Origin of the sequence: Acidovorax sp., from assembly GCF_047607405.1 — a bacterium.
Lineage (GTDB): Bacteria > Pseudomonadota > Gammaproteobacteria > Burkholderiales > Burkholderiaceae_C > Acidovorax.
In genome coordinates this window covers 1-11,722 of record NZ_JASGDA010000034.1, presented here as the reverse complement: position 1 = coordinate 11,722, position 11,722 = coordinate 1, and the positions used below count along the sequence as shown (strand labels likewise).

18 protein-coding genes, 1 tRNA gene and 1 pseudogene are annotated in these 11,722 nt (G+C 54.2%); 19 read left to right on the top strand and 1 reads right to left on the bottom strand.

Annotated elements, in window-relative coordinates; all coding sequences use genetic code 11:
- Positions 1-19: 19 nt before the first annotated feature.
- Positions 20-112 (top strand) — tRNA-Ser (locus QM569_RS04140).
- Here the strand turns inward: QM569_RS04140 and QM569_RS04135 are convergent.
- Positions 83-409 carry a hypothetical protein gene (locus QM569_RS04135; protein WP_414985961.1) on the bottom strand — a complete coding sequence of 109 codons (327 nt, stop codon included), beginning with the start codon at positions 407-409 and terminating at the stop codon, positions 83-85. The genes QM569_RS04140 and QM569_RS04135 overlap by 30 nt on opposite strands.
- 483 nt (positions 410-892) lie before the next feature.
- Between QM569_RS04135 and QM569_RS04130 the strand changes: the two genes are divergently transcribed.
- From QM569_RS04130 to QM569_RS04045, 18 genes and pseudogenes are all read left to right on the top strand, one after another.
- Entirely contained in the window at positions 893-1,183 is a 291-nt protein-coding gene (locus tag QM569_RS04130; RefSeq protein ID WP_414985960.1) for a hypothetical protein, read from the top strand.
- 2 nt (positions 1,184-1,185) lie between these two features.
- The gene (locus QM569_RS04125) at positions 1,186-1,512 is read left to right on the top strand and encodes a hypothetical protein (protein WP_414985959.1); all 327 of its coding nucleotides are present in this window, start codon (positions 1,186-1,188) and stop codon (positions 1,510-1,512) included.
- Positions 1,509-1,724, top strand: coding sequence for a hypothetical protein (locus QM569_RS04120; RefSeq protein WP_414985958.1), 216 nt, complete (start codon positions 1,509-1,511; stop codon positions 1,722-1,724). The genes QM569_RS04125 and QM569_RS04120 overlap by 4 nt, the downstream gene beginning before the upstream one ends.
- Positions 1,725-2,250: 526 nt before the next feature.
- Positions 2,251-3,525, top strand: coding sequence for a replication initiation factor domain-containing protein (locus QM569_RS04115; RefSeq protein ID WP_414985957.1), 1,275 nt, complete (start codon positions 2,251-2,253; stop codon positions 3,523-3,525).
- A gap of 21 nt (positions 3,526-3,546) precedes the next feature.
- Positions 3,547-3,876, top strand: coding sequence for a hypothetical protein (locus QM569_RS04110; RefSeq protein WP_414985956.1), 330 nt, complete (start codon positions 3,547-3,549; stop codon positions 3,874-3,876).
- A 2-nt stretch (positions 3,877-3,878) separates the two neighbouring features.
- Positions 3,879-4,091 carry a hypothetical protein gene (locus QM569_RS04105; protein WP_414985955.1) on the top strand — a complete coding sequence of 71 codons (213 nt, stop codon included), beginning with the start codon at positions 3,879-3,881 and terminating at the stop codon, positions 4,089-4,091.
- Positions 4,088-4,627 (top strand): hypothetical protein, encoded by a 540-nt coding sequence (locus QM569_RS04100; RefSeq protein WP_414985954.1) that lies wholly within the window; start codon positions 4,088-4,090, stop codon positions 4,625-4,627. The genes QM569_RS04105 and QM569_RS04100 overlap by 4 nt, the downstream gene beginning before the upstream one ends.
- A gap of 81 nt (positions 4,628-4,708) precedes the next feature.
- On the top strand, positions 4,709-4,915 hold the full coding sequence (locus QM569_RS04095) for a major capsid protein (protein WP_414985953.1): 207 nt from the start codon (positions 4,709-4,711) through the stop codon (positions 4,913-4,915).
- Between the two features lie 2 nt (positions 4,916-4,917).
- Complete coding sequence (locus QM569_RS04090; protein WP_414985952.1) at positions 4,918-5,118, top strand: hypothetical protein; 201 nt, start codon at positions 4,918-4,920, stop codon at positions 5,116-5,118.
- A 5-nt stretch (positions 5,119-5,123) separates the two neighbouring features.
- A complete protein-coding gene (locus QM569_RS04085; RefSeq protein ID WP_414985951.1) occupies positions 5,124-6,488 on the top strand; it encodes a hypothetical protein in 1,365 nt (454 codons plus the stop codon).
- Between the two features lie 57 nt (positions 6,489-6,545).
- Positions 6,546-6,866: a DUF2523 family protein gene (locus QM569_RS04080; RefSeq protein WP_414985950.1), complete on the top strand. Its 321-nt coding sequence runs from the start codon at positions 6,546-6,548 to the stop codon at positions 6,864-6,866.
- Positions 6,863-7,918, top strand: coding sequence for a zonular occludens toxin domain-containing protein (locus QM569_RS04075; protein WP_414985949.1), 1,056 nt, complete (start codon positions 6,863-6,865; stop codon positions 7,916-7,918). The genes QM569_RS04080 and QM569_RS04075 overlap by 4 nt, the downstream gene beginning before the upstream one ends.
- A 400-nt stretch (positions 7,919-8,318) precedes the next feature.
- The gene (locus QM569_RS04070; RefSeq protein WP_414986005.1) at positions 8,319-8,909 is read left to right on the top strand and encodes a recombinase family protein; all 591 of its coding nucleotides are present in this window, start codon (positions 8,319-8,321) and stop codon (positions 8,907-8,909) included.
- Positions 8,910-9,089: 180 nt separating this feature from the next.
- A complete protein-coding gene (locus QM569_RS04065) occupies positions 9,090-9,278 on the top strand; it encodes a stability determinant (protein WP_414985948.1) in 189 nt (62 codons plus the stop codon).
- Positions 9,279-9,575, top strand: coding sequence for a type II toxin-antitoxin system RelE/ParE family toxin (locus tag QM569_RS04060; protein WP_414985947.1), 297 nt, complete (start codon positions 9,279-9,281; stop codon positions 9,573-9,575).
- 193 nt (positions 9,576-9,768) lie between these two features.
- Positions 9,769-10,089, top strand: a pseudogene (locus QM569_RS04055) (ATP-binding cassette domain-containing protein); the annotation flags it as partial.
- Positions 10,090-10,197: 108 nt separating this feature from the next.
- Entirely contained in the window at positions 10,198-10,575 is a 378-nt protein-coding gene (locus QM569_RS04050) for a hypothetical protein (protein WP_414985946.1), read from the top strand.
- Positions 10,576-11,422: 847 nt separating this feature from the next.
- The coding region (locus tag QM569_RS04045) for a hypothetical protein (protein ID WP_414985945.1) at positions 11,423-11,722 on the top strand (300 nt) is incomplete at its 3' end.

Sequence of the window (11,722 nt, the reverse complement as noted above, 5' to 3'; positions counted from 1 at the left end):
GGCATAATGGAAGTCTTCAGGAAACGTGACCGAGTGGCCGAAGGTGCTCCCCTGCTAAGGGAGTATGGGGTGTAGAGCCTCATCAAGGGTTCGAATCCCTTCGTTTCCGCCAATCATCGTTGGCAAAAGCTGCGAGCATGGTTTTAAAGCCATCCGCAGCTTTTTTTTCGTCATCGTTCTCGGACTGTTCCAGGTCCTCGGCCATCGCGGCCATGAACGCATGCGCGGGGTCTTCACCCAGTACGGCGCGCAGCTTGCCCCGAATACGCCAATTCGCGGGCCTTTCTCCTTTTTTCATGGCTAACAGGTTCGATGGGTTCACCTCTAGCAGTCTCGCTAGGGGTCGAACGCCGCCAGCTACTGACTCTGCTTCATTGATTAAAAAAATCAATCCTTCATTTGTTGTCATATTGAGTACGTTCCTGTAAGATGCTGTTGTCAATCTGATTACGTGGTCAGTTTGATAACTCATTATCCATGGAGCGACCCATGTCAGCCACTCAAATCTCCTTCGCCGCCTTCGCACTCGCCGCTATAGCGGACAACACGCGCCATCAGGCCGTACCGGGCACGGTAGGTATGCAGCAAGCGGCAACCCTTTGCACTCCTCCCGCTATAGAACCCCGCTCGGGTTCAACCGTTGTCGCTAACGTGGTAGGCGGCGAGGGGTGCATCCCGCTTCCTACGCCGCCTGAGCTCGTCAAGCGCTGGTTTGTCGACGTGTTTTTTCCCAATACCGGCGCTCGGTTTAGCTACAGCTTCCGTTCTTTGAGGGATGCTCGGGCCTGCTCCCGTGACTTCATCTCGGGTCAAGTTGTCATCCGCGAGGCGCTTTGTCGCCCTGCTCAGGGTTTCAATCTCGGCTGGCTCCCCGTTGGCGAGGGGTGCTGATATGGCCCGCTATACAACCTTTTGCGTGGCCGAGATTGTCGGCCCGTTCCTATCTTTTGGGCAGGCCGATGCTGCATTGACCGCTGGTGATGTTGCTGAGTATTTGCGGCTGTCTCGGCTTGCGAATCGCATTGTGGCGTTCCATCGCCCGGGCATCTGGCGTGCCGAGCGTCTTCACAAGCTCGCGGCACGCATGGGCGTGGTGATGGTTAGTGCTGAGGCGGTGCCTCGTGATAGCAAGGGCTTCTTGGATGCCTGCGCGGTCAAAATTATTGTTGCGGGCGGGTGCTAATCATGGCCTGCGAATATTTTGATTGCTGCGCCCCCGCCATTGATGGCGCGTCATCAAACCGGCAGGTTTCGGGGGCGGTGGGCGCGGCTTCTGGCCGAAAGCGAGTTCATGCCAAAGCCGCCGCCCGCAAGGCCGCTTATCGCGCCAATAAGTCCCGCATCGACTTCACCGACAAGCCTGCCATCGTGGCAACGCTTAATGAAATCGCTGCTGAACTGGATTGCAGCAAAAATGAGCTGATGCAGTCCTTGGTTCGGTTCGCCCTGACGAACCGAAATTGGAAGCAGGTCGGCCTATACGGCGCACGCCGTGATGGGGTGCTGCAATGAGCCCCGAAGAAAAACGTGAACTGCAATACCGCGCCCGTCGCGCCATTGCAGCGCCCGTCCCTGATCGCATCCGCAACGGCAGCGCCCGCGCCGCTGACGACTACAAGCGCTGCGCGCAAGTCGTTTCTGCATACCTGCGCAGCGGCAATCAGGCCGACCGTGCCCGCCTGCACGTGCTGCGCCTGGAGAGCATGCAGGGGCTGCTGCCATGAGACATATCCTGTCTTGGCTCCCGTCGCTTGCCGCTGCCCGGCTGTTGGGTATGGGCGAAGCCCATGTAAACGCGTTCTCGCGCAACGTACCCCGCGCAAGGCGAGCCGACGCCACCAGCGCGCCCGGTGCCACCATGCCGGCGCTCCCTGCGTCCGCGCCCGGCATCCTGCCATCAGCGCCCCGGCAGGTGCCTGACGCGGCCCCCGCCCCCCGCGCCATTGCTGTCCTCACCTCGCGCCCTGAAAGACGGCCCGCCGTAGGCGTAGCGGCGCTGGAACTGGCCCCGCTCCCCCGCTCAAGGAGCGCGGCCGAATGGCTGGAAATCGCTGCCGCCTTGAGCGCAAGCCCAAAGAGGGCCGCGCCCGCCGGATTGAAGCCCGCCGCCCGTGAGGAACGAGTGGGCGGCATGGGCGAGGGCGGCGGCGCGGCAAGACAAATGCCCCCCCCTGGTAATCACGGGGAGAGGAGTGAAAAAGGCCTGCTGCCCGTAGCGAAAAAAGCCCTGCCGTCCGGCCTGGAGAAAAGATGACCCGCCCCGCCCGATCAGCCCTGAAACGCCTTGAGAAAACCTGCGCCCTGGTGCTCGACGGCGATGAAGTCAAGGCCCGCTTGATGGCCGAACGCCTGGAAACCGGCGCTGCCGTGCATGTGGATTGGCTTCGCTTCTCCTGCCTTCTGCGCCGCGCTCCAATGCCCACGGTGGACGTGCTGTTTCCCGGCCCTGCCACGGCCAGCGAATTCGACCTGATAAGCGAGCATGAGGCGGATCAGCGCGCAAGGCGCTTGGCGGCGATGGCCCGAGTTCTTCAGAAACTGCCTGACGCCGAATTCAGCCCTGCCGCGCAAGCGCAGGAACTGGCAGAGCGCGTTTGCGAAGTCCTCGGCGATGGCTTCACGGTAGCCCCTGAAATGCGCAAGGGGCACGATTTTTACCGCTACCGCTGGAGCATCGAGCGCGCTGGGTATGAAGTAGGTTGGGTCGGCTTCCTGGCCAGCGGCGAAAGCCCCCGCGAATCTGCTTTGAACGAAACCATGCACGTCAATCTTTACGGCACGGCTTGCACCTTCGCGCAAAAGGGCTGGCGCGATCACATGGCGAACCTTGTTGACGACGTGAACGGCACGATCACCCGCGCCGATCTGGCCCTTGATTTCTTCGACGGCATTAACGGCGGCATGCGTCGCATCAAGGCTGATTACGAAAACGGTTTGATGGATAACCGTGGCATGCGCCCAAAGTGCAACATGGTGGGCGACTGGAATGACGGCGACAAAGAGGGCAAGGGCCGTAGCTTCTATATCGGAAGTCGCGCAGCAGGCAAGCAAACCAATGTTTACGAAAAGGGCCATCAGCTATTTGGCGAGCAGGACGCTACTGGCTGGATTCGTGCAGAGTTGCGCTACGGAAATAAGCTGCGGGTGATTGAAAGCGACATTCTCCGCCGCCCTGCTGATTTTTTCGCCGGTGCCAGCGATTGGCATGCCTCGATTTTGCGTGAAGCAGAGCCCGAAAAACAGGCCATTCCTCGGCCAATCAAGGTCGAGGAAAAGCTAGCGCAGCAGACTATTGAAGCTGAAGTAACCCGGAACCTGCGTTTTCTCAAAAACACGGCAGCCGCATCCTTCGCCTTGGCATTCCAGTTCTGCGATGAGGAGCAATTTTGCGAACTGGTAGCCAATCAAAAGCTTCCTGCCCGTCTTCAAAAATTCTCGATGAGTGAAATCCGCTCGGCATATGGGAAGGCCCATATGCGAGTAATCAGGGGTGCAAGCGCTGGCCGTGCCTGCGAAGCCCTTTAACTAGGCCGAAAGAGGAAAGTCATGCGATTCAATAGTGAAGTCATCGTCCACGGCATCAAGGCGTCCAAGGGTGTCATGGAGACCGCTGAGGGTTCTCGTCCTTATGACAGCACCACCTTCCATTGCGAAGTGGACATTGCCGAAAGTAGCAGCGGCCCCAGCATCGGCAAGGCTACCCGTCCTTTTAAGTGCGGAAATGCTACCGAGTTCGACAAGTGGGCGCACCTGGGCAATTCCCTGCCGATTAAGGCCATGGCCGTTTTTGAAATGGCTACGTCTGGCGAGGGCACCAAAATGGTGATGGTTGAGATTAAACCCATTGAGCAGGCCAAGGCTCAAAAGGCTGCTTAGTAATGTCCCGCTATGTTATCCAATCTGCCTTTACTGGCGCATTCCTTTCTCCGGGGCTTGCGGACGGACAGCCGGAATGGGTGATGTTGCTTCGTGATGCGGTGGCCGTCGAGGATATCGAAACATGCGCCCAATTGATTGAAGACCATTTGGATGGCTTCCATCGGGTGTATGTTGTCGATCTGATGGCTCTGCATAAGCCTGTCGATTATTGAAAAACGTTGCCGGGAACGATATGGCATTTAAGAGTGAAGCGCATAAGCGCTGGTGGTTTGCGAATCACGGCGGCAATAAAGACCATAATGGTGTCCGTTGGGGTGATCGTTTCATCATGCCCCATTCGGAGTATGAGAAGCTTCGGGTTCGGGCAAACTCGGGCTTCGGTGCTGCGATGCGGCGCTTTGGCGATGATCTGCGCAAGAAAAACAATGAAACCCGTCGGAGTATGCGCAAGAATGGCTATCGAATGACTGCGGCTGATCGTCGTTGGAATTTTGTAGTGATGGTTTCGCAGCGTGCATATGGTGGCGCAAAAAAGGGCTATGGCGATTGGAAATATAATCGTCATATCAATATTCATCAATCCCGCGCAAGGGCTTTGGGTCGTAGTCGTTCTCGTGCGGCTGGTCTGCCGAACTGGTACGAAAATCATACTCACGATAGCCTTTCTAAAGGCCTGGATAAATGGCAAAGTTGGAACCGTGTAAATTATTGGGAGCGGAGATTGAAAGCGAGAAAGCAGGTATTATGAGTGTGCCCTAAAAGCCTGAGCTACCGGGCTTTTGGATGCAAACTCGCAATTTCGCGAAGCATCTAACCAAAGGAAATCAATATGATGACGAAAATCAGCAAAATCGCCGCAGTACCCGCGCTGGCCCTGGCCTCGGTTATGAACGCTCATGCGGAACTGCCGGCTTCGGTTGCTACCACGATCTCCGAATACAAGGATGATTCCCTTGAGGCACTTGGCCTGATCATCGCCGCCGGTATCGCTATCTGGGGCTTGCGCAAGCTGGGCCAGCGCTTCGGCTGGATTTAATCATGGCTGAATCCACCAGCACCGGAACCACGGTAACCACTGAAAACGGCACTGTGATAACGGTGCTGGTGGAACCTGCCCCGCCTGATGACGAACGGATTCAGGATATGGCCTCCTTGTGGGGCCTTTTTCTTGTTGTAGCTATCGTCATATTCTGTATGCGCAAGCTGGGCGATTTGTTCAGCATCCCCCATAACGACTAAACAAAATGAAAAGCTATGCCTTCATCAATAGAACTGCAATTCGCGCTGCTCTCCTGCTTGCTCTTGTGGGTGGCGTTCAAGTAGCCGGGGCGGTGGACAAACGTTTTGATTCCTTCATGGGCAAAGTGGTCGGCAATTCGACCACTGTGACATTTGGTTCAGGCGGACAGGCGCTTGTTACTTCGAGCAGTGGTCTTGGGACTCCGGCGCTCGGTAATTTCGGATTGACGCAATCGGGAACGGGTTTGACGGCGGCGGGTAATGTCTCTGTTCCTCTCGGAAATACCGGCAAGTCGGTTGCCGCCGTGGCTTCTGTCCCGATTACTCGTACTTCGTTTATCAGGGGTCTTGGAACCGTGCTCGGCGCTGCAGCTGGTTCACCTTTTATCGCAGGCTTGATGCTTGCTGCCCCATTGATCAAGGATTGGCTTACTGACGGTGGCCTCTTCGTTGACGATGATGGCAATATCACGCGCGATGCCAGTTGCACTGGTGGCTATTACACGAATGGTAAGAATTTTTGCACTGCCGTTCAGGCGTGTCAGTATCGCGTGAGTCTTAGCGGTGGCAATTTCAACGGCAATGTGAGTTACTGGGGTGGTGGCTCCTGGCTGTGCGGTGGCACGGGCTATCTTGTTAACTACAGTGCAAGCGTCGTCGTTAACCAGACACTGCCCGCGAGTCTGGACGACATCGCCGAATACATGGACAAGCCTGAGGCCCCGGCGATTTATCCTGAGCTGGTTGTGCAGGCCGTCCAAAAGACTGGTGTTGACCCTTTCGGCGGTTCGGTGCCTACTCCATCGGTTACTGGCCCGGCGGCTGTTCCTGGTCAAAAAATCCAGACAAGTACGCAAGTTAAAGTCCATCCGGGTACTACTACTGAAGTTGCTCCTGGTACTACTTCGGCGACGCAACCAGCTACTAAAACAGTTACTAGCGAAGCTGCGTATAACGTGACATATAACAATAATGAAGTAAATTACAACACCACCAATATAACAAATACCGTTATAACGAATAATGTGACTGGCGACACTGAAACCACGGTTGAGGAATCGGAAACTGAGGATGATGCCAAGACTGAGGAAAGCGAGTGCGAAAAATACCCTGATAGCTTGGCTTGTGCTGATCTTGATGAGCCGGACGGTGAGATTCCAAAATCAACATTCGACGTGAGTTATTCGATTGAGGATACTTTTGGCAGTGGCTCATGCCCTGCTGATCTTTATTCAACGGTTCACGGTCAAAGCATGAAGGTGTGGGATTATCAAGCGACGTGTTCATATGTCGTTTCGTATGTCCGGCCAGTGATTTTGATATTGGCGTCCATGGCGGCGTTATTTATTATTGCTCCTGGCAAGGTCTGACACTGGCGGGCGGGCGCGAGGGGCAAACATGGGCAGCAAGTCGCGCCCGACACGTCAGTGAGCATTATTAATATTGATGGGATTGAGAAAATGAAAATAGGAACATGGCTTTTAGGGATGATGCAGCCGCTTTTGGCTAGAATTTTGACATCCCTCGGCTTTTCTGTCGTCACGATTACGGGTTTTGAGGTTGCCGTTGGGCAAGTCAAAACCATGATTCAATCGAACGTGGGTTCTTTGCCGGTTGATGTTTTGAATCTGTTTCTGTTGGGGGGTGGTGGCGTTGGCTTGGGTATCATATTAGGTGCAATAACCACTAAAATCATGCTCTGGCAAATTCAAAGCGCTACTCAGATTCTGGGAAAGAACCCGGGATGATTACTATAATCACGGGAACGCCTGGAGCGGGCAAAACCCTTTATACCGTTGAAAAGTTACTGCTGCCGGTTATTGGTACTACAATTGAATATGAGAATGATGTTGGCGAGAAAATCGTTGCGCCGCGAACCGTCTATACAAACATTCCTGGCCTGTGTGTTGACCATGAACTGATTAATGGCGGTGATAATCAGGGGTTGCAGGATTGGTACAAGTGGGCAAAACCTGGTGCTCTCATAGTATTTGATGAAGTGCAGCGTTTTTGGAAGCCGCGTGCGAATGGTTCTAGGGTTCCACCAGATATTGAGGCGTTGGAAACGCATCGGCATATGGGCGTTGATTTCATTCTGGTCACACAGAATGTGGCGCTCGTTGAAAGAAACATTCATTCTCTTGCTGGTCGCCATCTTCATGTGCGGCGCGTAGGCAATTTCAAGATGGCGATGGTTTATGAGTGGGATCACGTAAGCCGAAACCTGCTTTATTCAAATGCCATGAGGAAAGTTCCATGGCGTTATGACCGCAAGGTATTCAAGCTGTACAAAAGTGCCGAAGTGCATACAAAGCAGCCGCGCTCCATGCCTGCGGTTCTTTGGTTCTTGTTGGCGGGTTTTTTGGCTCTGTCCTACCTCGGCCCTTCTGTATACGCTCGGTTGTCTGAGCGTGCTGCGGGCGGTAAACCCGCTGCTGAGGCTCGGGTGAAGGCCGACACAAAGGCGAAGCCTGTCATGGATTCTGCGCCGCGTGCTCCGGCGGCTGTTGCTTCGGCTCCTTTGTCGGCTGCGAGTTCTTCGGTTGGTTCCGCACCTGTGTTTGCTGGTTGCGTTGCTTCAAAGAACCGTTGTTCTTGTTTTGACAGTGCTGGTAATGCTCTTGATCGTGATGTGAATGCGTGCCGTGCGATGACTTCGCGGCCTGCTGCTGTTCTTGCTGGTGGCACCTTTCCTGAACCGCCTGCGCCTGCCCTGGTGGAGCCGTCTTCGTTGAATCTTGTTCCTCTTGAGAGCGGGCCGGGTCTTGTGTATGTCAGGCAAGCATGGCGCACTTGGTGATGGCTAGAATTTGTCCCTTTGACGGGGTGTTTATGGGTGTTGAGAATCGGGATTGGTATCGTGATTGGTGGCGCAAGAAGACGGGCTATGTAGAGCGTGCATCCTTCCGTGTTTCTGAGGCTGATCGTCAGCGCGCAAAGCGGGCGGCGGAGTGGCGGACGGTGTGGATTCGTGTCGGGGTGTTGGCCTTGCTTGTTGTTCTCTTTGTTGTTCTTAAGCGTGTGGGGCTTTTTGTGCGCTGACGGTGGTTTTAAGGGCGTTTTTTACGTGGCCGCACTTGGGCCGGGGCCTTCTGATTTCCAAGTTTCGTTCCCGGGAACGGTACTTCAGCCTTGAAATCTTGATAAAAGACTGTATATCCATCCATACATGTTTATTTGTTCAGGGGTCGGGGTTGTTGATGATGGTCGGTTATGCGCGTGTCTCTACGCAGGATCAGGACACGGCTTTGCAGCTTGATGCGCTTGCCAAGGCTGGTTGTAGCGCGGTGTTTCAGGAAAAGGCCAGCGGCGCGTCTCGGCGTGGCCGGGTCGAACTGGCCCGCTGTTTGGCATCCCTGCAAAGGGGCGATGTGCTTGTGGTCTATAAGATTGACCGCATCGCGCGGAGTCTGTTCGATCTGCTGGAAATCCTGCGCCAGCTTGAGGCCGTCGGGGCCACCATCAAAAGCGTGACGGAACCTCTCGACACCACGAATAGCATGGGTGTGTTCGTGGTGCAGATACTGGGCGCAGTGGCGCAGCTTGAGCGGTCGATGATTCGGGAAAGGTCTATAGCCGGGCAGGTGGCGGCTAGGGCGCGGGGCAGGGTGCCCGGTCGGGAGCGTGCTTTGTCAAGGGAGGATGAGGCGGCGCTTGTGGCTGAGTACCTGCGCGGTGGGATTACGTATCAGGGTCTCGGCCTGAAATACGGGGTTTCGCCGCACGTCGCGAAGCGTGCCGTGTACCGTGCTACGAAACCTGCTGAGTACCTGAGGCGTCAGCGCTGCTAGCGCCATCATTCGTTTCCGCCAGTTATCTGGAACTGCCGCCAAGAGCTGCTTAAAGCTCTCGGCGGCTTTTTTTATCATTTCTACCATCCGGTTTGCGGTTGAACTGGACGGGCTAGAACGTCGTTGGACACTCCTACGCGGAGGATGGTGAAAACTTCTGCACTGGACTAAACTGCGAACATGAACGCCGTTTTCTCCCCCTTGGCCTCGGAATTCGAGACCGCAGAGCAGGAAGCCAACTACACGGCGTGGCTGAAAGCCAAGGCCGCGACCAGCTTGGCTGATCCTCGGCCCACCATACCTCACGATGAAGTGATGGCCGAGATGGACGCGCTCATTGATGCAATAGCCGAGCAACGGAGCGTTTGAGTGCTCCCCATTGTTTGGCGGGCTTCGGCTCGCGATGATCTACGCGAGATCGTCGCCTACGTCGCACGCGAAAACCCCATCGCCGCCCGTCGCATGAGGAACTTGCTGGCAGAAGCAATCATGCCGGTTGCAGAGCACCCTTACCTTTTTCGAGCCAGCGAACGAATTCCCGGTTTGCGAGAGGTTGTTGCACACCCCAACTACATCGTTCTATACAGGGTGGCATCTGACCGCATTGAAGTCGTGAACGTAGTTCATGCGCGCCAGCAATTCCCAAAAAACCAAGGTATTCGCTAGTGTGGTGTCTCAAAAATTCCATCAAATAATTGCCCAGCAGCCCGAGCAACAGAAGTCAGGATGGAGGCGGTGCTTTTGTGCCAAACGAAAGGCTTGGGGTTCTCGTTGTGGCGGTCAATGCATTGCCGGGTAGCCTGCTCCAACTCATAGACGCTGGTGTGCGCACTGCGCTTGATCGCTCGCTCACCGATCCCACGAAGTCATCGAAAAACTGCCGCAGGGCTACCAGACCGAGATCGGCGAGCGCGGAACGGGTCTATCCGGAGGGCAGCGGCAGCGCATAGCCATTGCCCGCGCTCTGCTCAAGCGCCCCAAGGTGCTGATCTTCGACGAGGCGATTTCCAATCTGGATCAGCAGACAGCCGAGCATTTCGCGCAAACCATCAACCGGCTCCAGGGCAAGGTGACGATGATCTTCATCACGCACCAGGTACCGAAGGGCTTGCAGGTGGATGAGGTGGTGAATATGGGGCAGCATGCCATGCACATGAGCTTGGTGAAGGAGGATGTATGAATTTCTGGCCGGTAAAGTTAAGCAGCAATTTCTGGTCATCGTTACTGATGGCATTAACCGTATTTTTTTGCGGGGTGCAAAGTGGAAGACAAAACGTGGATCGGAAAAATGCTGTCTGAAATGGAGACGGCTTGGATTGAAGCCGACAAAGCTGGTGGTGGGCAGAACGGACGTGACACAGCGGTCACTGCTGTAGCAAAAAAATATTTTCAGCCAGGCATGCCGAAAGAAGAAGCCTTCAAACTATTGCGCGAGTTAAGAAACAGCGGCTATGAAATCAGCGAATCTCGGTATGAGGGAACAAAATTCTGGCCTGATGGAGAATTTAAATCCCCCTGGACTCCATCCACTAACCCCCGTGCCGATGAAGCAACGATACGAAACGTACAGCGATACCACTCAAAGCTGAAAGGCGCGAGTCTTTTTTTCGATCGGCAAAATGTATGGGAGAGAGCGGGTAATCATCAAAAAATCCGTCACCATTAACTTTAAGATTGCAGATGAAACAGGTGTTATTAGCGCTGTAGAAGCGGCGCTTTCTGCGGAATCGATTTGAGCGCAAGGGAGATAAGAATGACTGAGCGTATTGAAGCTGGATATAAATCTGCGGCATTTGTGGGCGGCGCAGGCATCTATCACAAGTACATCCTCTACACGAATAGTAATTGCGAGCAATTCTAGTTCAAAAGCTGGTAGACGTGGGTCTGCGATCCTGAAATATCAACCCGCGCGCCTTCATATTTGCACTATTTTCGGAGGCTGAGATGATCGACAAAATCGATGTCATCGTTGGTTTTGTGGTCGATGCCCAAGGTTTTTGGCAATGGGGATGGTAGTATATAAATATGAAAGTTATTTTTGATTTTTTGTATGATATACATCCGGTCATGCCAATGATTTATTGGTTAATTCTATCCATTGGAATGATTGTCCCGTCTGTATACATGCTGGTGAGAAAGAAGAGTTTCTCTATAAATGAAATATTTCATGATGCAAGAGGCGGTAGCGGCTTTGCGCAATTTGTAATTATGGGGTATTCTTGGTGTCTACATTTCTTTTGATTGTTGGATTGATATTCAAAAGGATTCAGCTATGAGTAAAGTCGATGGGTTGGTAATTTTTATCGATATACAGGGGGGCTGCAGTTGGTTCAATTGATAATGCTATTCAAGCAATAAATGCATCGAGCGCAATAGAAACAGTCGCAGGCATATTTCAGGTTACAGCTGCCGCAACTGGTTTTATTCCCGGGGTGGGTATAGTTGCAAATGCTGTAGCTTTAACCCTTACTGCGGTTGCCGCAGATCCGGCGGGTGCGAACCTAGGTCAAATCATGAGTGCGACGGGCAATGTTGTTGCGTTGGTTGCTGGCGCATTTGCAATTGCTGGAATATCGATTCCAACGCTGACTGTTGCGGCGGTAGTTTTAACTGGAGGGGGATTTGCCTACACACTCAATGATTTATATAAAAAAAGAGCAGAAATCAGCGCAGAGTCCAACACTGCCTTCCTCTCCGCCAAAACCTGGACCTGGCCGCGCGACCCCCTCATCCTGGACCTGGACGGCGACGGCCTGGAGACGGTGGGCCTGGCCAGCAACGTCTATTTCGACCACGACGGCGATGGCGTTCTC

Bases quoted from the DNA above. Each gene is read 5' to 3' on its own strand.
- QM569_RS04095 (WP_414985953.1), top strand. From the start codon at position 4,709: ATGATGACGAAAATCAGCAAAATCGCCGCAGTACCCGCGCTGGCCCTG.
- QM569_RS04105 (WP_414985955.1), top strand. From the start codon at position 3,879: ATGTCCCGCTATGTTATCCAATCTGCCTTTACTGGCGCATTCCTTTCT.
- QM569_RS04075 (WP_414985949.1), top strand. From the start codon at position 6,863: ATGATTACTATAATCACGGGAACGCCTGGAGCGGGCAAAACCCTTTAT.
- QM569_RS04090 (WP_414985952.1), top strand. From the start codon at position 4,918: ATGGCTGAATCCACCAGCACCGGAACCACGGTAACCACTGAAAACGGC.
- QM569_RS04120 (WP_414985958.1), top strand. From the start codon at position 1,509: ATGAGCCCCGAAGAAAAACGTGAACTGCAATACCGCGCCCGTCGCGCC.
- QM569_RS04130 (WP_414985960.1), top strand. From the start codon at position 893: ATGGCCCGCTATACAACCTTTTGCGTGGCCGAGATTGTCGGCCCGTTC.
- QM569_RS04115 (WP_414985957.1), top strand. From the start codon at position 2,251: ATGACCCGCCCCGCCCGATCAGCCCTGAAACGCCTTGAGAAAACCTGC.
- QM569_RS04135 (WP_414985961.1), bottom strand. From the start codon at position 409: ATGACAACAAATGAAGGATTGATTTTTTTAATCAATGAAGCAGAGTCA.
- QM569_RS04125 (WP_414985959.1), top strand. From the start codon at position 1,186: ATGGCCTGCGAATATTTTGATTGCTGCGCCCCCGCCATTGATGGCGCG.
- QM569_RS04065 (WP_414985948.1), top strand. From the start codon at position 9,090: ATGAACGCCGTTTTCTCCCCCTTGGCCTCGGAATTCGAGACCGCAGAG.
- QM569_RS04070 (WP_414986005.1), top strand. From the start codon at position 8,319: ATGATGGTCGGTTATGCGCGTGTCTCTACGCAGGATCAGGACACGGCT.
- QM569_RS04050 (WP_414985946.1), top strand. From the start codon at position 10,198: ATGCTGTCTGAAATGGAGACGGCTTGGATTGAAGCCGACAAAGCTGGT.
- QM569_RS04110 (WP_414985956.1), top strand. From the start codon at position 3,547: ATGCGATTCAATAGTGAAGTCATCGTCCACGGCATCAAGGCGTCCAAG.
- QM569_RS04085 (WP_414985951.1), top strand. From the start codon at position 5,124: ATGAAAAGCTATGCCTTCATCAATAGAACTGCAATTCGCGCTGCTCTC.